Raw genomic sequence first — 17,610 nt, forward strand, 5'->3', positions numbered from 1 at the left:
CAAGCCGCGAACGTCTCCATCCGACCGTCTCCCTCTCACAAGGAGACACCCTCAGAATCCCGTTCGGACCAAAAATCCATATGCGATTCCCCTGCCCCCGTGGGGGAGGTGGCCCGGAGGACCGGAGGGGGTCCGCCGCCTCAGGGCTGCAGCCGGTAGCCGCCCATCTCGGTGATCAGGATCCGCGCCACGGCGGGGTCGGGCTCGATCTTCTGGCGCAGCCGGTAGACGTGGGTCTCGAGCGTGTGGGTGGTGACCCCGGCGTTGTAGCCCCAGACCTCGGTCAGCAGCTCCTCGCGCGACACGGGCTTGGAGCCGGCGCGGTAGAGGTACTTGAGGATGTTGGTTTCCTTCTCGGTCAGCCGGACCTTCTTCTGCTTCTCGTCGATCAGCAGCTTGGCCGACGGCCGGAACTCGTACGGCCCGATGCGGAACAGCGCGTCTTCCGACGCTTCGTAGCTGCGCAGCTGGGCGCGAATGCGCGCCAGCAGCACGCCGAAGCGGAAGGGCTTGGTCACATAGTCGTTGGCGCCCGACTCCAGGCCCAGGATGGTGTCGCTGTCGCTGGCCGCCGCCGTCAGCATGATCACCGGCGCGGTGACGCCGTTCTTGCGCATCAGGCGGCAGGCCTCGCGGCCGTCCATGTCGGGCAGGTCGACGTCCAGCAGGACCAGGTCGGGCTTCAGCTCCCTGGCCATCCGCACGCCCTCGCCGGCCGTGGGCGCCTCGGCGACCGCGAACTCCTCGTGGAGGGCGAGCTGCTCGGCCAGAGCCCCGCGCAGATCATCGTCATCATCGACCAGGAGAAGGGTTTTGCGTTGCGCCATGGGCGGGAACATGCACCGCTGCGGCCCCTGGCGCCAAGGGCGGTTCTCGTTCCCGGCGCAGCAACGCACTTGGAGACCGCGTCTTGACGATCTTTCGCGCCCGCCCCGACGGATCCAGCCCCTGGAACGGCCGGATCGCGTGGGATGGAGGGTCGGCGCGCGCGGCGCTCGGCAAGGCCGGCGTCATCGCGGCCGCCGACAAGCGCGAGGGCGACAACCGCAGCCCGGCGGGCGCCTGGCCGATCCGCTATGTCCTCTACCGGCCCGACGCCTATCCCGACGGCCCAGCCACCGCCCTGGAAGCCAGGCCGATCGCGCCGGACGACGGCTGGTGCGACGCGCCGGGCGACCCGGCCTACAACCAGCCAGTCAAGCTGCCCTACCCCGCCAGCGCCGAACGGCTGTGGCGCGACGATCCCGTCTACGACCTGGTGGTGGTGCTGGGCCACAACGACGACCCGCCGGTCGCCGGCCTGGGCTCGGCGATCTTCCTGCACCTGGCGCGCGACGGCTATCCGGGCACCGAAGGCTGCGTGGCCCTGGCGCGCGCCGACGTCGAGGCCCTGCTGGCGGCGGCCAAGCCGGGGGATGTGGTCGAGATCGCGGCGGACTAGGCTCGGCTTCCAAACAGCGCCGACCCTACGCGCACCGACGTCGCCCCGCAGGCGATGGCGGTCTCGAAGTCGTCGCTCATACCCATGGACAGCCTGGCCAGCCCGTTGCGAGCCGCGATCTTGGCCAGCAACCGGAAATGCGGGGCGGGATCGCCTTCCGCCGGCGGGATGCACATCAGGCCTTCCACGGGCAGGTCCAGGCCCCGGCACAGCGCGATGAAGCCGTCGGCCTCGCCGGGGACAACCCCCGCCTTCTGCGGCTCCAGGCCGGTATTGACCTGCACGAACAGGCGCGGCGCCCGGCCCAGCGCCTGGATCTCGTCGGCCAGCACATGGGCCAGCTTCTCGCGGTCCAGGCTTTCGATCACGTCGAAGAAGGCCACGGCGTCGCGGGCCTTGTTGCTCTGCAGGGGCCCGATCAGACGCAGCTCGACCTCGGACCGGCGCTCGCTCCAGCGGCCCAAGGCCTCCTGGACGCGATTTTCGCCGAACACCCGCTGGCCCGCGTCGAGAACAGGCGCGATATGGTCCCAGGGCTGCAGCTTGGACACCGCCACCAGGGCGACCGCATCGGCCGGGCGACCGGCGGCCAGGGCGGCGGCCTGAATACGGCGCTGGATCGAGGCGTAGGCTGAGAGGACTTCCGAGGACATGGGTTTCGAACACGCGAGCGACCAGATGGACGCCCTGTCTAGAACGGCGGCGCGCCTTCGCCCATGGCTGGTGCGCGGAAAGCCGCTGCCGAACCTGCTGTTCTTCACCGATCCTGCGCGGACGCCCGATCCCGAACGGATCGTCGAGCGCCTTCCCGCCGGCGCGGCCGTGGTGTTCCGGGCGTTCGGCGCGGCCGACGCGGTCGTCCAAGGGCGGCGACTGCGCGAAATCAGCCGCCGACGCGGGCTGATGCTGCTGGTCGGGGCCGAACCGGCGCTCGCCCTGGCCGTTGAGGCCGACGGTCTTCACCTGCCCGAGCGGCTGGCCTCGACCCTGCCCGGCCTGCGCCAGACCCATCCGGGCTGGCTGATCACGATCGCCGCCCACGGCCTGGACGCGGCGCGCGGCGGCGCCGCGGCGGGCGCCGACGCCCTGGTGGTGTCGCCGGTCTTCCCCAGCCGCAGCCCCTCGGCGGGGGCGCCGCTGGGTGTCGAAGGCCTGAAACGGATCGTCGAGGGGGTGCAGACCCCGGTCTACGCGCTGGGCGGGGTGCGCGCCGACACGGCGGCGCGGCTGCGGGACACGGGGATTGTCGGGATCGCGGCGGTGGAGGCGTTGAACGCCTGATCGCGTCTTAGAACTTGAACGCGGTTTCCAGCTTCACCCGCGGCGCGGGTTCCTGGATCTCGTTCCGGCGCGCGGCCAAGGCCGGGTTCTGGTCGCCCAGCGCCACGGCGCCGCCGACGCGGATCGACGGGGTGACGCTGTAATAAGCGCCGGCCTGGACGTCCTTGGCTTCCATCTCGCGGCCCACGGGCTGGTCGAGATCGAGCTTGAGGCCCCACTTGCCCTTCTTGTCGTCCCATTTCAGGGACTTCTTCGGGCCTTGCTGCGGATTGAACGGCGCGATCGGGGCGGGATTGCTGAAGTCGTTCTTGACGGCGAAATCGGGCGTGGTCGTGCGCGGCTTGCTCTGGGCATGGACACCCGAGGCCGATCCCAGAAGGATCAGCGTGGCGGCCCCTGCCATGAAATACCGTGCGGCGAACATGTTACTCGAACCCAATCCCCAACCCGCGCCTCGATAGAGTCAAACCCTATATAGGAGCGGGATCCCTGAATATCGATTAAAGGTTTCAATACAACGCGGTCAACCGCGCTTGGATTACGCAAGAGGTCGCAGGAGTCGATTCAAGCGGCGCCTGTGGCGGTCCTGCCACGCGATTCCTGTTTTGACGCAGCGCGACCATGCTATAGACCGGCTTCCGGCTGCGGGGGCGCGCCAGAGATGCGCGTCGAAGATGCGCAAACGCGTCGGCGAGACATTGGAGCGAGGTACTATGGCGTTTGAGCGTGGGTCGGTGTTGCGCGGCGTCGCCGCTGGCGTTCTGGCGCTGACCGTTCTGACCGGTGTGTCGGCCTGTGGCGGCAACAAGGGCGGTGGCCAGTTCACCACTCAGGACAATGAACCGGGTTTCAACCCGTTCAAGGGTCGGCACGGCGGCAAGTCGGCGCCCCAGGCCGGTGCGATCGGCGTCAACGGCTTCCTGTGGCGCGCCAGCCTCGACACCCTAGCCTTCATGCCCCTGGCCTCGGCCGACCCCTACGGCGGCGTGATCGTCACCGACTGGTACACCAATCCGGAAAAGCCGGACGAGCGCTTCAAGGCCACCGTCTACATCCTGGACACCCGCCTGCGCGCCGACGGCCTGAACGTCACGATCTTCAAGCAGGTCAAGGACGCCAGCGGCGGCTGGACGGACACGGCGGCCACCGAGCAGACGGCGACCGACATCGAGAACGCCATCCTGACCCGCGCCCGTCAGCTTCGACTTTCCAACATCAAGAACTAGGGTCTCACCCCGGGTTCTTCGCGGGAGCCCTTTGTCCGCGCGACAAATGGCTCCCGTCCATACTTTAGAGAAGCGCGCCACGGCCGAAACCGCTTAAGACTTCCGCGGACCGCGCCCGAGGCGCGCGTTTCCGTTCCCAACAGTCTGGTTTCATGGCCCGCTACAATCCCAAAGACACCGAGCCGAAGTGGCGCGCCGCCTGGGCGAACGCCAACACCTTCCTGACGCCGATCACCCCTGACGCGCGTCCGAAGTACTATGTGCTCGAGATGTTCCCCTACCCGTCGGGGCGCATCCACATGGGCCATGTGCGCAACTACGCCATGGGCGACGTGGTGGCCCGCTACAAGCGCGCCCAGGGCTTCAACGTGCTGCACCCGATGGGCTGGGACGCCTTCGGCATGCCGGCCGAGAACGCCGCCATGGAGCGCGGCATCCACCCCAAGGGCTGGACCTACGACAACATCGCCGCCATGCGCGAGCAGCTGAAGGCCCTGGGCCTGTCGGTCGACTGGTCGCGCGAGTTCGCCACCTGCGACCCGGAATATTACGGCAAGCAGCAGGCCTGGTTCCTGCGCCTGCTGAAGCGCGGCCTGGTCTATCGCAAGGAAGCCTCGGTCAACTGGGACCCGGTCGACATGACCGTCCTGGCCAACGAGCAGGTGATCGACGGCAAGGGCTGGCGCTCGGGCGCGACGGTCGAGAAGCGCAAGCTGACCCAGTGGTTCCTGCGGATCACCGACTACGCCGACGCCCTGATCGACGGCCTGAAGACCCTGGACCGCTGGCCCGAGAAGGTCCGGATCATGCAGGAGAACTGGATCGGCCGGTCCAAGGGCCTGCGGTTCACGTTCAAGTTCGCCGAAAAGCCCCCCGCCGGCCATGAGGACGGTCTGGAGGTCTACACCACCCGCCCCGACACCCTGTTCGGGGCCAGCTTCGTGGGGATCGCCCCCGAGCACCCGCTGGCCGAGCAGCTGGCGGCGGCCGACCCGGCCGTGGCCGCCTTCGTCGCCGAATGCCGCAAGGGCGGCACCTCGGAGGCCGACATTGAGGGGGCCGAGAAGCTGGGCCGCGACACCGGCCTGCGCGTCGTCCACCCGCTGGACCCGACCCAGACCCTGCCGGTGTGGATCGCCAACTTCATCCTGATGGATTACGGCACCGGCGCGATCTTCGCCTGCCCGGCCCACGACCAGCGCGACCTGGACTTCGCCCGCAAGTACGACCAGCCGGTCAAGCCCGTGGTGCTGCCGCCCGGCGAGGACGCCGCGACCTTCCAGGTCGGCAAGGAGGCCTATGTCGGCCCGGGGTCGATCTTCAATTCGCAATTCCTGGACGGCCTGGACATCGAGGCGGCCAAGACCGAGGCGGTCAACCGCATCGAGGCCATGAACCAGGGCCAAGGGGCCACCGTCTATCGCCTGCGCGACTGGGGCGTCAGCCGCCAGCGCTACTGGGGTTGCCCGATCCCAGTGATCCACTGCGAGGCCTGCGGCCCCGTCGGCGTGCCGGAAGACCAGCTGCCGGTGGTGCTGCCCGACGATGTCGCCTTCGACAAGCCCGGCAACCCGCTGCTGCGCCACCCGACCTGGCGCCACACCACCTGCCCCAGCTGCGGCGGCAAGGCCGAGCGCGAGACCGACACGCTGGACACCTTCGTCGACAGCTCCTGGTACTTCGCCCGCTTCACCGACCCGACCGCCGCCGAGCCGATCAGCAAGGTCGCCGCCGACCACTGGATGCCTGTCGACCAGTATATCGGCGGCGTCGAGCATGCGGTGCTGCACCTGCTGTACGCCCGCTTCATCACCCGCGCCCTGAAGGACGAGGGCCTGGTCTCGGTGGAGGAGCCGTTCGCCGGCCTGTTCACCCAGGGCATGGTCACCCACGAGGCCTACAAGAACGCCGCCGGCGAGTGGGTCGAGCCTTCGGACATCCGCATCACGGTCGAGGGCAACACCCGCACCGCCAGCCACGCCGCGACCGGCGAGCCGATCACCATCGGCGACATCGAGAAGATGTCGAAGTCCAAGAGGAACGTCGTCGCACCCGAGGACATCTTCGAGGCCTACGGCGTCGACGCCGCCCGGCTGTTCGTGATGAGCGACAGCCCGCCCGAACGCGACGTGCAGTGGACCAACAGCGGCGTCGAAGGCTCGTGGCGCTTCACCCACCGGGTCTGGAACGAGTTCGACAGCCAGCCCGCCGGCGACTTCGCCCATGACGAGGCCGACGCCGCCGCCCTGGCCCTGCGCAAGGGCGCCCACCGGCTGATCGGCTTCGTCACCGACTCGATCGAGGGCTTCCGCTTCAACAGCGGCGTGGCGCGGCTGTACGAGTTCCTGAACATGCTGAAGGCCGCGCCGGCCGAAGGCGCGTCGCAAGGCGTCCTGGCGGCCCGCGCCGAGGCGCTGGAGATCCTGGCTCGCCTGATCTCGCCCTTCACGCCTCACCTTGCCGAAGAGGCCTGGGCGCAGCTGGGCAAGAGCGGCATGGTGGTCGACGCGCCCTGGCCCAAGGCGGATCCCGCCCTGGCCGCCGACGACGAGCGCGTGCTGCCGATCCAGATCAACGGCAAGCGCCGCGGCGAGATCAAGGTCAAGGCCGGCACGGCCGAGGCCGAGGTCGAGAAAATCGCTCTGGCGGACGCCGCCGTGCTAGGCCACCTTGAGGGCTTGACCGTTCGCAAGGTGATCGTGGTGAAAGACCGTATCGTCAACATCGTGGCCGGCTGATCCATGACGCGCTTTTTGCTCCCCAAGACCGTTTCCGCCGCCCTGCTGGCCGTGGCGGCCCTCGCCCTGTCGTCCTGTGGCTTCACGCCCCTGTACGGCCCCCAGTCGGTCACCAAGGGGCTCAGCGCCATCGAGGTGGTCGCCGCCGACGGTCGCGCCGGCTATCTGTTGCGCGAGAAGCTCGACGACGCCTTCGCGCGGAACGTCAACCTGCTGCCGTCGCACCGCCTGGTCTACACGATCGAGGAGCGGCGCTACGCGCGGGGGGTCCGGGTCGACAATGTCGCCAACCGCTACGAGCTGAGCCTGACGGCCAACTGGCGGCTGCTGGACGCCAAGACCGGGCAGCAGGTGCGGGCGGGCACGACCAGCGCGGCGGTGACCTATGATTCGGCCGACCAGCCCTACGCCTCGATCGCCGCCCAGCAGGACAGCCAGGAGCGCGCCGCCACCGAACTGGCTCGCCGGATTCAGCTGGAGCTGGCCACCTGGCTGGCGGGCAAGGCCAAGGCTTAAGGTCCCGACATGATCCTGTCGAAACGGCCGGACGTCGAACGCTTCCTGCGGGATCCGGCCGCCGATATCCGCGCCGTGGTCATCTATGGCCGCGACCGCGGCGTGGTGCGCGACCGGGCCGACCAGCTGGCCAACAAACTGTTCGAGCGTCCGGACGATCCGTTCGACACCGCCCAGCTGACCGAAAGCGACCTGGACAGCCAGGCCGGCAAGCTCGAGGACGAGCTTTCGGCCCTGTCGATGATGGGCGGCCGACGCTTGGTGCGCCTGCGCCTGACCGGCGAAAAGGGCGGTCCCGACAAGCAGGCCGCCGAGGCCCTGACCCGCCATGTCGAGGGCCAGCTGAACCCCGACGCCTTCTTCCTGATCGAGGCCGGGGCCCTGGGCCGCGACTCCACCCTGCGCAAGGTCGCCGAGAAGGCCGCCGGCGCGGCGGTGATCCCCTGCTACGAGGACGAGGCCGGCGATCTGGCCCGCCTGGCGCGGGAAACCCTGGCCAAGGACAAGGTCAGCCTGAACGGCGAGGCGCTAGACCTGTTCGTCTCGCGCCTGCCCAAGGAGCGCGGCGTGGCCCGGGCCGAGGTCGAGCGCCTGGCCCTCTATCTGGGCCCGGGCAGCGGCGTGGTGGCCACCCCGGCCGACCTGACCGACTTCCTGGGCGTCGAGCCCGAGGCGTCGCTGGGCGACGCCGCCATCGACGCGTTCGGCGGCCGGATCGGCCCCGCCCAGGCCGGGCTGCGGCGCGCCGCCGCCGAGGGCGAAGGCGGCCCGGCCGCCGTGCGGGCCATGGGCTACCACCTGGGCCGTCTGCGCCGCACCCTGACCCTGCACAAGAACGGCGTCGATCTGGCCGCGGCGGCCAAGGCCTCCGGCGTGTTCTGGAAGAGCGAGCGCGAGTTTCTACGCCAGGCCCGGGCCTGGACCCTGGATCAGCTGCTGCTGGTCCAGGCGGAGGTTCTGGCGGCCGACAAGGCCTGCAAGACCTCCGGTTCGCCCGACCAGCTGATCTCCGAGCGCCTGGCCCTGCAGATCGCCGGCAAGGCGCGGCGGCTGGGGCTGTAGCGAACGGCCAAGCTTTGTAATCCGCCGCCATCGTCTATCTTGAGCTTTGGTGATCCCAGGCGAGCCATCATGGACCTCAAGGTGCCCTATGCGGAAAAGGACCAGGCCGAGGCCCTGGGCGCGCGCTGGGAGGCCTCGCGCCGCTGTTGGTATGTTCCGGACGGCGTGGACCTCCTGCCCTTCCGGCGCTGGTTTCCGGAGCAGGACCCCAGCCTTCCGGGACTGAACCTCAGGTCTCTGGAGACCTACGTGGTCACCGCGGCCCATCGGTGCTGGCGTTGCCAGCAGGACACGGTCGTCGCCGGCTTCCTCATGGCGCCCGGCTTCGAGGATTTCAGCGTCTGGCAGGACAACCCCGAGGGCCAGGGCCATTGGGGCGGCGGCGAGGGCTGGCGCTTCGCCTTTCATGTCGACGCCCTGCCCTCGCCGATCGCGGCCCAGGCGATCATGCGGGCCCCGCGCTATCGGCGGGCTTTCAGCCAGGCGACCCGGAGCGCCTACTGGGCGAACCATTGCCCGGCGTGCGAGGCGCAGCAAAGCGACTCCAGGCTTTTCGAGGAGGCGGGCGGACCCTTCGTCCCCCGCGAGGATAGCGATTGGTCCGGTCACCGGGCGGTTCGGGTGAAGGGCGCCTTCGCGGCCGCCGGGTCGTTCGGTCGAGCTATCGACGACGCCACGGCGATCCCAGGCGTCAGGGTCGGATCGGCCCCCAGTCCGTCGGCCGCGATCGCGGCTCGACCGAACACGGACGCGACAGGCTTCTCGATCCTGAGCAGGCTCCGACGGTGGCTGGGCTGGGCCTCAAGCGGCTAGAAAGCGTACATCGCCCGAATCCGGCCGTCGCGACTGCGAGTCGGTCGCTTTGTCAAAAGAGATCAGGGCCGACCGGGCGATATGCTGTGGAAATCGAAGCCGCCGAGGCCGTTGAAAACCTGGCCTGAAAACCGAATTTCCGCTTCAATATCAGAGGTTTGATCCAAGATTCGCCAATCCGGACCGCGCCCTGTCGAGAATTCAGCCGACAGGACTACGGCAACGCCCTCTTCCGTGCGCCACAGAAGACCCTGTCGAGAAGCCTCACGCCCCTCGGGTCAGGCGGTTGCAGAGGTCGTCGAGTTGCTCGAGCGTGGCGTAGCGGATGGTCAGGGCGCCGGCCCCGCCACGATCGTCGATCTCGACGTCCAGGCCGAGCAGCGACGACAGGTCAGCTTCCAGGGACTGGGTGTCGGTGTCCTTCGACTTCGGTGGACGACCGCCGCTCGACTTGGCCCGCACCTCGCCGGCCGCGTTCGGGGTGCGACGGGCCAGGGCTTCGGTGTCGCGGACCGACAGGCCCTTGTCGATCACCTCGCGAGCCAGCGCCGCCGGATCGGCCGCGGTGGCGATCGCCCGGGCGTGGCCGGCCGTCATCTCGCCGGACGTCACATAACCCTGGACCGAGTCCGGCAGGGCCAGCAGCCGCAGGGTGTTGGCCACGTGGCTGCGGCTCTTGCCCACCGTCTGGGCGATCAGCTCCTGGGTCTGGCCGAACTTCTCGATCAGCACCTTGTAGCTCAGCGCCTCTTCGATCGCGTTCAGGTCGGCCCGCTGGACGTTCTCGATGATGCCGATTTCCAGCACCGCCAGGTCGTCCAGTTCCCGGACCATGATCGGCAGGGTCTTGAGGCCCGCGCGCTGGGCCGCACGCCAACGACGCTCGCCGGCGACGATCTGGTACTCGCCCGCCGCGCCCGGCGCCGGTCGGACCAGGATCGGCTGCAGGACGCCCTTCTCGCGGATCGAGTCGGAAAGTTCTACCAGGTCTTCCTCGCGGAAGGTCCGGCGGGGCTGGTCGGGATTACGGCGGATCAGCTCGATCGGGGCTTCCCGCGAGCCTGCGCTGGCGTCGCCGGGCGCCTGGGCAGGGGCGGAATCGACCTCGCCGAGCAAGGCGGAAAGGCCGCGACCCAAACCACGACGACCTTCAGACATCCCCGGCTCTCCTGCCACGACCGACTCCTTCACGCGCTCAACACTCAACTTGGACAAAGACTTGGATGGTTATCCTCAGGCGGCGTTCAAGCCGCCTGCGACAGTCGTGACTTCTCGCGGCTGATCACCTCGCGCGCCAGCCGCAGATAGGCCTGGCTGCCCGCGCATTTGAGGTCATAGAGCAGCACGGGCTTACCGAACGACGGCGCCTCCGACACCCGGACGTTGCGGGGTATGACCGCGTCGTACACCTTGTCGCCGAAGTGATCCCGGACATCCCGCGCCACTTGGTCCGACAGGCTGTTGCGGCGATCATACATGGTCAGCACCACGCCCTGGATCTCCAGCTTGGGATTGAGGCTGCCACGGACCCGCTCGATGGTCCGCATCAGCTGGGTCAGGCCCTCCAGGGCGAAGAACTCGCACTGCAGCGGCACGAACACCGCGTCAGCGGCGGTCATGGCGTTGACCGTCAGCACGTTCAGCGACGGCGGGCAGTCGATCAGCACATAGGTGTAGGGCCCGTTGGCGCGCAGCGGCTCCAGGGCGTCGCGCAGGCGATAGGAGCGGCGCGCCTGCTGGCCCAGTTCGATCTCGACGCCCGACAGGTCGGCGTCGGCCGGGATCACGTCCAGGCCCGGCAGTTCGGTCCGGACCGCGGCGTCGACCACCGGGGCCTCGCCCATCAGGACGTCATAGAGGGTGGTGCGGCGCTGCAGGCGGGTGATGCCCAGCCCCGTCGAGCAGTTGCCCTGCGGGTCGGCGTCGATCAACAGCACGCGCTCGCCGCAGGCCGCCAGGGCCGTGCCCAGATTGATCGCCGTCGTGGTCTTACCAACCCCGCCCTTCTGGTTGGCGATGGCCAGGACGCGCAGCGGTTGGTCAGACTTTACGGACACTCTTAAGCCCCTTCACTTGCACGATCTGGCCTCGCGGGTCGCTCAGGGAGGGCCGCAGGTCGGACTCGAATTTCCAATATGTGGCGGCTTCCGCCAATTCGGACGCGACATCTTGTCCCTTCAGGAACCAGGCGGTCGCACCGCGCTTCAGGTAGGGCTGGGCATAGCCCAGCAGTCTGACCATCGGCGCGCAGGCCCGGGCGGTCACGACGTCGACCTTCAGGTCCAGGTCCTCGGCCCGGGCGTTGTGGATCTCAACCGGCAAGGCCAGCTCATCGGCCACCACGCGCAGGAACCGGCAGCGCTTGGCCATGCTCTCGACCAGATGGACCTTGGCGCCCGGCATGTCCTTCAGCAGGATCGCCAGCACCACGCCCGGCAGGCCGGCGCCCGCCCCCAGGTCGGCCCAGGTCCGGGCTTCCGGCGCGAGCCTCAGCAGCTGGGCGCTGTCCCAGGCGTGACGGTTCCAGTAGGTGGCGATCGTCGCCGGGCCCACCAGGTTCATCACCGCGTTCCACTCGACCAACAGGGCCTGAAACCCCGTCAGCTCGGCCAGCCGCTCATCCGAACAGCCTGTCAGCCGCTGGAAAGCGGCGGCGTCGACAGGATCCAGGTCCTCGATAACCAGAGGCGCGGAGACAGCCGACATCAGGCGGCCTTCGATCGGCGGACGTGGGCCAGCAAGGCCGTCAGGGCGCCGGGGGTCACGCCCTCGATCCGGGCCGCCTGGCCCAGGGTCATAGGCTTCACCCGCGCCAGCTTCTCGCGCACCTCGTTCGACAGGCTGCCGACCAGGCCGTAGTCCAGGTCGGCTGGCAGGCGCAGATCCTCTTCCTTGCGGAACGCCTCGGCGTCATTGCGCTGACGATCGAGATAGCCGGCATAGGCGGCTTCGATCTCGATCTGCTCGCGAGCCACGGCGCTCCAGGTGGCGATCTCGGGCCATACCGCGGTCAGCCCGTCCAGGGTGACGTCGGGCAAGGCCAGCATGGCCAGCACGTCGCGACGCTGGCCGTCATGATTGACCTTGAAACCGGCGCGATTGGCTTCGGCCGGAGTCAGGGTGACCGAGCGGGCGAAGGCGCGCACGGCGTCCAGCTCGGCCTTCTTCGCGGCCCAGGCCTCGGCCCGGACAGAACCCACGACCCCCAGGGCCAGCCCCTTGTCGGTCAGGCGCTGGTCAGCGTTGTCGGCCCGCAGGATCAGGCGGAACTCGGCCCGGCTGGTGAACATGCGATAGGGCTCGGTGACCCCCCGGGTGACCAGGTCGTCGACCATCACCCCGATATAGGCCTCGTCGCGGGCGAACACGGCGGCCTCCCTGCCCTGCACGGCCAGGGCCGCGTTGAGCCCGGCCATCAGGCCCTGGGCTCCGGCTTCCTCGTAGCCCGTCGTGCCGTTGATCTGGCCGGCCAGGTAGAGCCCGGGCAGACGCTTGGTCTCCAGCGTCGGGTAGAGCTCGCGGGGGTCGACATAGTCATACTCGATCGCATAGCCGTACCGGATGACCTCGACATCTTCGAGACCCGGTATGGTGCGCAGGAACAGCAATTGGGTCTCGGCCGAGACCGAAGTGGAGACGCCGTTCGGATAGACCGTGTGGTCGTCCAGGCCCTCGGGCTCCAGGAACACTTGGTGGCTGGTCTTGTCGGCGAAGCGGACGACCTTGTCCTCGATCGACGGGCAGTAGCGCGGACCGATCCCCGTGGCGCGGCCGCCATAGACCGCCGACTCGCCCAGGCGCTCGGCGATGATCCTGTGGGTCTCGGCCGTCGTATAGGTGATGCCGCACTGGATCTGCGGCACGTCCACGTGGGTCGTCAGGAACGAGAACGGCTCGGGCTGGGCGTCGGCGGCCTGCATTTCCAGCCGGTCCCAGGCGATGGTCCGGCCGTCGAGGCGCGCGGGGGTGCCGGTCTTCAGGCGGCCCATGTCGAAGCCCAGGGCGTAGAGGCGGTCCGAAAGGCCGATCGACGGCGCGTCGCCGACCCGGCCGGCCGGCGTGCGAGTCTCGCCCTGATGGATGAGGCCCTTCAGGAAGGTCCCGGTGGTCAGCACTACACGTGAAGCACGGTAGACGCCGCCCTCCCCGTCGATCACGCCGGCCACGGCGCCGTCCTCGACGATCAGGTCTTCGGCTGCGGCGGCGATCACGTCGAGGTTCGGATAGGCGAACAGTTCGGCCTGCATGGCCTCGCGATAGAGCTTGCGGTCGATCTGCGAACGCGGACCGCGCACGGCCGGACCCTTCGAGCGGTTCAGCAGCCGATACTGGATGCCGGCCTTGTCGCCGATCCGGCCCATCACGCCGTCCAGGGCGTCGATTTCGCGGACCAGATGGCCCTTGCCCAGCCCACCGATGGCGGGATTGCACGACATCTCGCCGACGGTCTCGCGCTTGTGGGTCAGCAGCAAGGTGCGCGCGCCCGTGCGCGCCGACGCGGCCGCCGCCTCACAGCCGGCGTGACCGCCGCCGATGACAATGACATCCCAGGTGTTGGACAAGATGCGCCTCAATGCGAACGCCCCCGTCGCGGCGGGGGCGTGATCAACCTTATACGTGGAACCTCCCGGATCGGCGAGTCGGTCCCGGGTGTTTCACGTGAAACACCGCCGAGACATCTGTGATCAGCCTGTGGATGATTCAAGTCGATGTTTCACGTGAAACATCACTTGCCGATGCAGAAGCTTGAAAACACGCGATCCAGCACATCCTCCGGATCGATCCGCCCGGTGATCCGCGATAGAGCGCGGGTCGCCAACCGGACATCCTCCGCAGCCAGTTCGACCTCCAGCCCGACATCCGAGAGGGCCCGCTGAATATAGGTCCGCGCTTCGACCAGACTTTCCGCGTGGCGGATCCGCGTGGCGGCCGGGAACTCGGCCCCGGACAGGGCCTCGACCACGTGGGAGGTCAGGGCCGCCCTCGCCTCTTCCGCTCCGTCCGGCTTGCGGGCGGCCATCTCGATCACCTTCAAGCCCTGGGCGGCAAGAATCTCGCGCAGCTCCTCCAGCCGATAGGCGTCGACCAGGTCGATCTTGTTGACCACCGCCCAGTCACCTGACCGGAGCACCGACAGCTCGTTGTTCTGTTGCACGTGGAACATCGCCGCGTCGATCACCCACAGCCGCAAGTCCGCCTCGGCCGCCCAGGCCCGCGCCCGGCGGACACCTTCGGCCTCGATGGCGTCCTCGGTCTCGCGCAGACCGGCCGTATCGGCGAGCAGCGTCTTGTAGCCGCCCAGGGTCAGGGGAACCTCGATGATGTCGCGGGTGGTGCCCGGCGTCGACGTCACGATCGCCGCGTCGCGCTCGGCCAGGGCGTTCAGCAGCGTGCTCTTGCCGGCGTTGGGCGCGCCGACCAAGGCGATGCGGAAGCCGTCGCGCACCCGCCGGCCGCGCGAGGCGTCGACCAGGGCGGCGGCGATCTGCGCCTCCAGCGCTTCCAGGCCGGGCCGGGCCCGGGCCGCCACATCCTCCGGAAGTTCCTCGTCCGGGAAGTCGACCGCCGCCTCCAGCATGGCCAGGGCCTGGACCAGAAGCTCACGCCAGGCGTCGTAACGCTGGCTGAGCGCCCCGCCCAGTTGGCCCAGCGCCTGGCGGCGTTGGGCGTCGGTCTCGGCGTCGATCAGGTCGGCCACGCCCTCGGCCTGGGTCAGATCCAACTTGCCGTTCTCGAAGGCGCGCCGCGTGAACTCGCCGGGCTCGGCCAGACGCAAACCTTCCGACGCCAAGGCCTCCAGCACCGCCTCGACCACGGCCCTACCGCCGTGCACGTGAAACTCGGCCGCGTCCTCCCCGGTATAGCTGGCCGGACCCGGGAACCAGAGCACCAGCGCGTCATCGAGCGCTACCTCACCATGAGCCAGTCGGCGCAGGGCTGCCTGGCGCGGCCTAGGCGGATCGCCGGCGAGAGCCTGCACGGCGAGGGCGGCCCGGGGTCCCGAGACCCGCACCACCGCCACAGCCGCCCTGCCCGCCCCGGTGGCCGGAGCGTAGATCGTGTCGTTCATTCGGCCTTGCCGCCCATGCCGCCGACCGCCGCTCCGGCCGCCGCGGTCATCAGCTTGCGGAACTGGTCCTGGGCCCCGGCTCCGAACGCCATCCAGTTCTTCATCAGTTCCTCGGGCGCGAGCATGGCCATGTTGGAGGTCATGCGATCCTGCATTTCCTTGACCAGATGCTCGTTCAGGGCGCTCACGTCCGGCAGGCCCAGGAAGGCGCGGGCCTCTACCGGCGTGCAGTCAATCTCAATGGTCATCTTCATGATCTGGGGTTCCCTGCCGCGGAGGCACGATATTGTTATGCCCTGACCGCATCGGCGCACGTTAGAGCGCTTCGGTCGAAAGTCCCATCGACGCCAAAAGATCCGCCAGCGATACGGAGAGCCCCATGTCCGAGACCCTCACGATCACCACCCCCGACGGCGCCTTCTCCGCCTATGTGGCGCGCCCTTCGGCCGCCTCCGCCCCGGCCATCGTCGTCATCCAGGAGATCTTCGGCGTCAACAAGGTGATGCGCGACATCTGCGACGACCTGGCGGCCCAGGGCTTCGTCGCCGTCTGCCCCGACCTGTTCTGGCGCATCGAGCCGGGCATCGACATCACCGACCAGAGCGAAGCCGAATGGAAGAAGGCCTTCGAGCTCTACAACGCCTTCGACGTCGACGCCGGAGTCTCCGACATCGCGGCGACGATCGCCGCGACCCGCGCCCTGCCCGGCGTCAGCGGCAAGGTCGGGGCGGTCGGCTATTGCCTGGGCGGCCTGCTGGCTTTCCTGACCGCCGTCCGCACGGACGCTGACGCCAGCGTCTCCTACTATGGCGTCGGGACCGAGAAGCATGTCGCCGAAGCCGAAAAGCTGGCCCGCCCCCTGCTGATGCACATCGCCGAGGAGGACCAGTTTGTGCCCAAGGAAGCCCAGAAGGTCATCCTCGACGCGCTGAAGGACCACCCCCAGATCGAGATCCACACCTATCCCGGCCGCGACCACGCCTTCGCCCGGGTGGGCGGCGCGCACTATGACGCGGCCGACGCCGGTACGGCCAACGCCCGCAGCCTGGCCTTCTTCAAATCCAACCTGGGCTGACCGTCATGCTGGCCATACAAGCTGTCCGCACCGGCGGCCCCGAGGTGCTGGAGGCCGTCGACCTCCGCGTCCCCGCGCCCGGCCCAGGCCAGGTCCTGGTCCGCCACCAGGCCGTGGGCCTGAATTTCATCGACACCTATCACCGCAGCGGCCTCTACCCGATGAAGATGCCGGTGGTGCTGGGCCTGGAAGCCGCCGGGGTCGTCGAGGCGCTGGGCGACGGCGTTACGCGGTTCAAGGCCGGCGATCGTATCGCCTATAACGGCACGCTCGGCGCCTATGCCCAAGCCGCCGTCGTCCCGGCCGACCGGGCGGTCAAGGTCCCCGACGAGGTCAGTCTGGAGACCGCCGCGGCCGTCCTGCTCAAGGGCATGACCGCCGAGTTCCTGGTCCGCCGCTGCCACAAGGTCGAACCCGGTCAGACCATCCTGGTCCACGCGGCGGCCGGCGGCGTCGGGTCCATCTTGGTTCAGTGGGCCAAGGCGCTGGGCGCGACGGTGATCGCCACGGTCGGCTCGGAGGCCAAGGCCGCCCTCGCCCGCGGCCACGGCGCCGACCATGTCATCCTCTATGGCGAGGAGGACGTCGCGGCCCAGGTCGCGGAGATCACCGGCGGCCAAGGCGTGGCCGTGGTCTATGACGGGGTGGGCAAGGACACCTTCGAGACCAGCCTCAAGAGCCTGGGCCGGCGCGGCGTGCTGGCGACCTTCGGCAACGCCTCGGGCTCGGCCCCGGCGATCGCGCCGCTGGAACTGGGCGCCAAGTCGCTGTTCCTGACCCGGCCGCGCCTGTTCGACTACATCGTCACGACGACCGAACTGGACGAGAGCGCCGCAGCCCTGTTCGCGGTGCTGGCGTCCGGCGCGGTGAAGATCGAGGTCGGGCAGACGTTCCCGTTGGCCCAGGCGCGAGCGGCGCACGAGGCGCTGGAGGGTCGGCGAACGACTGGGGCGACCTTGTTGATCCCGTAGAGCCACGTCGGGGACATGCTCTCACGGCAGTGTGCTAGACGGGCTTACCGGGGTGCTCGATGTGAGTGCGTGTCTCCATCCTCATCCGCTGAGCGAGGGGTGATCGTCGGGCGCCGAGGACGACGGTGGGGACACGCACTCACCCGACGGTCCGGGATCGACTGGCGGGGCCCTGCCGTGAGAGCATGTCCCCGGCGGGGATAGACGGCGCCCAATCCCCGTCGCCGGCGCGAACAATCCCAGCCCTTTCAACACCCTGAAAAATARTCAGCGTCACAAGTCCTCGGACCTCAAACCCGTCCCATACTGATCTCGTCTCCATCGCGGGGAGGGCTCTTGGTACCGGCCCAAGCAGGCGATGGGGGTGGAACCGAGCGGGGCCGCCTGGGCCTGGCGATCGGATCGCGGCGGGCGGCG

At 68.9% G+C, this 17,610-nt stretch carries 18 protein-coding genes; 9 read left to right on the top strand and 9 right to left on the bottom strand.

Translation table 11 applies throughout. The annotated features are described in order from the left end of the window. Nucleotides 1-140: 140 nt before the first annotated feature. Nucleotides 141-827, bottom strand: coding sequence for a response regulator transcription factor (locus tag ASD47_RS17905; RefSeq protein ID WP_029589393.1), 687 nt, complete (start codon nucleotides 825-827; stop codon nucleotides 141-143). Between the two features lie 83 nt (nucleotides 828-910). Between ASD47_RS17905 and ASD47_RS17910 the strand changes: the two genes are divergently transcribed. Next, nucleotides 911-1,441 (top strand): L,D-transpeptidase, encoded by a 531-nt coding sequence (locus tag ASD47_RS17910; RefSeq protein ID WP_162251670.1) that lies wholly within the window; start codon nucleotides 911-913, stop codon nucleotides 1,439-1,441. Here ASD47_RS17910 and ASD47_RS17915 read toward each other — a convergent pair. Next, complete coding sequence (locus ASD47_RS17915) at nucleotides 1,438-2,094, bottom strand: YggS family pyridoxal phosphate-dependent enzyme (RefSeq protein ID WP_056759440.1); 657 nt, start codon at nucleotides 2,092-2,094, stop codon at nucleotides 1,438-1,440. The two genes, ASD47_RS17910 and ASD47_RS17915, sit on opposite strands and share 4 nt — an antisense overlap. Here ASD47_RS17915 and ASD47_RS17920 point away from each other — a divergent pair. Continuing rightward, entirely contained in the window at nucleotides 2,093-2,722 is a 630-nt protein-coding gene (locus ASD47_RS17920) for a thiamine phosphate synthase (protein ID WP_082564675.1), read from the top strand. The two genes, ASD47_RS17915 and ASD47_RS17920, sit on opposite strands and share 2 nt — an antisense overlap. 7 nt (nucleotides 2,723-2,729) lie before the next feature. On the opposite strand, the gene ASD47_RS17925 is transcribed toward ASD47_RS17920, so the two are convergent. Continuing rightward, nucleotides 2,730-3,146, bottom strand: coding sequence for an NtrZ family periplasmic regulatory protein (locus ASD47_RS17925; protein WP_056759443.1), 417 nt, complete (start codon nucleotides 3,144-3,146; stop codon nucleotides 2,730-2,732). A gap of 274 nt (nucleotides 3,147-3,420) precedes the next feature. On the opposite strand from ASD47_RS17925, the gene ASD47_RS17930 reads away from it, so the two are divergent. The 5 genes from ASD47_RS17930 (at nucleotide 3,421) to ASD47_RS17950 (ending at nucleotide 9,077) form a co-directional block, all read left to right on the top strand. Next, nucleotides 3,421-3,948 carry a DUF3576 domain-containing protein gene (locus ASD47_RS17930; protein WP_156402308.1) on the top strand — a complete coding sequence of 176 codons (528 nt, stop codon included), beginning with the start codon at nucleotides 3,421-3,423 and terminating at the stop codon, nucleotides 3,946-3,948. 152 nt (nucleotides 3,949-4,100) lie between these two features. Further along, the gene (leuS, locus tag ASD47_RS17935) at nucleotides 4,101-6,686 is read left to right on the top strand and encodes a leucine--tRNA ligase (RefSeq protein ID WP_056759447.1); all 2,586 of its coding nucleotides are present in this window, start codon (nucleotides 4,101-4,103) and stop codon (nucleotides 6,684-6,686) included. 3 nt (nucleotides 6,687-6,689) lie between these two features. Next, entirely contained in the window at nucleotides 6,690-7,202 is a 513-nt protein-coding gene (gene lptE, locus ASD47_RS17940) for an LPS assembly lipoprotein LptE (RefSeq protein WP_056759449.1), read from the top strand. 9 nt (nucleotides 7,203-7,211) lie between these two features. Then, a complete protein-coding gene (gene holA, locus ASD47_RS17945) occupies nucleotides 7,212-8,264 on the top strand; it encodes a DNA polymerase III subunit delta (protein WP_056759450.1) in 1,053 nt (350 codons plus the stop codon). A 69-nt stretch (nucleotides 8,265-8,333) separates the two neighbouring features. Beyond that, complete coding sequence (locus ASD47_RS17950; RefSeq protein ID WP_056759453.1) at nucleotides 8,334-9,077, top strand: DUF5710 domain-containing protein; 744 nt, start codon at nucleotides 8,334-8,336, stop codon at nucleotides 9,075-9,077. A gap of 264 nt (nucleotides 9,078-9,341) precedes the next feature. On the opposite strand, the gene ASD47_RS17955 is transcribed toward ASD47_RS17950, so the two are convergent. The 6 genes from ASD47_RS17955 to ASD47_RS17980 form a co-directional block, all read right to left on the bottom strand. Continuing rightward, nucleotides 9,342-10,235, bottom strand: coding sequence for a ParB/RepB/Spo0J family partition protein (locus ASD47_RS17955; protein WP_056759455.1), 894 nt, complete (start codon nucleotides 10,233-10,235; stop codon nucleotides 9,342-9,344). 86 nt (nucleotides 10,236-10,321) lie between these two features. After that, nucleotides 10,322-11,134, bottom strand: a complete 813-nt coding sequence (locus tag ASD47_RS17960) for a ParA family protein (RefSeq protein WP_056759457.1) — start codon at nucleotides 11,132-11,134, stop codon at nucleotides 10,322-10,324. Further along, nucleotides 11,118-11,783, bottom strand: coding sequence for a 16S rRNA (guanine(527)-N(7))-methyltransferase RsmG (gene rsmG, locus ASD47_RS17965; protein ID WP_056759459.1), 666 nt, complete (start codon nucleotides 11,781-11,783; stop codon nucleotides 11,118-11,120). Before rsmG ends, ASD47_RS17960 begins: the two co-directional genes overlap by 17 nt. After that, complete coding sequence (gene mnmG, locus ASD47_RS17970; RefSeq protein WP_156402307.1) at nucleotides 11,783-13,639, bottom strand: tRNA uridine-5-carboxymethylaminomethyl(34) synthesis enzyme MnmG; 1,857 nt, start codon at nucleotides 13,637-13,639, stop codon at nucleotides 11,783-11,785. Before mnmG ends, rsmG begins: the two co-directional genes overlap by 1 nt. A gap of 164 nt (nucleotides 13,640-13,803) precedes the next feature. Then, the gene (gene mnmE, locus ASD47_RS17975; protein WP_056759463.1) at nucleotides 13,804-15,147 is read right to left on the bottom strand and encodes a tRNA uridine-5-carboxymethylaminomethyl(34) synthesis GTPase MnmE; all 1,344 of its coding nucleotides are present in this window, start codon (nucleotides 15,145-15,147) and stop codon (nucleotides 13,804-13,806) included. Continuing rightward, nucleotides 15,144-15,401, bottom strand: a complete 258-nt coding sequence (locus ASD47_RS17980) for a DUF6489 family protein (protein ID WP_056759465.1) — start codon at nucleotides 15,399-15,401, stop codon at nucleotides 15,144-15,146. Before ASD47_RS17980 ends, mnmE begins: the two co-directional genes overlap by 4 nt. A gap of 125 nt (nucleotides 15,402-15,526) precedes the next feature. On the opposite strand from ASD47_RS17980, the gene ASD47_RS17985 reads away from it, so the two are divergent. Both ASD47_RS17985 and ASD47_RS17990 read left to right on the top strand, forming a co-directional pair. After that, nucleotides 15,527-16,222 carry a dienelactone hydrolase family protein gene (locus tag ASD47_RS17985; RefSeq protein ID WP_056759467.1) on the top strand — a complete coding sequence of 232 codons (696 nt, stop codon included), beginning with the start codon at nucleotides 15,527-15,529 and terminating at the stop codon, nucleotides 16,220-16,222. A 5-nt stretch (nucleotides 16,223-16,227) separates the two neighbouring features. After that, nucleotides 16,228-17,193 (top strand): quinone oxidoreductase, encoded by a 966-nt coding sequence (locus tag ASD47_RS17990; RefSeq protein ID WP_056759469.1) that lies wholly within the window; start codon nucleotides 16,228-16,230, stop codon nucleotides 17,191-17,193. The last annotated feature ends 417 nt before the right edge of the window (nucleotides 17,194-17,610 follow it).

The sequence above is a fragment of the Caulobacter sp. Root1472 genome (genome assembly GCF_001426985.1).
GTDB classification, from domain to species: domain Bacteria; phylum Pseudomonadota; class Alphaproteobacteria; order Caulobacterales; family Caulobacteraceae; genus Caulobacter; species Caulobacter rhizosphaerae.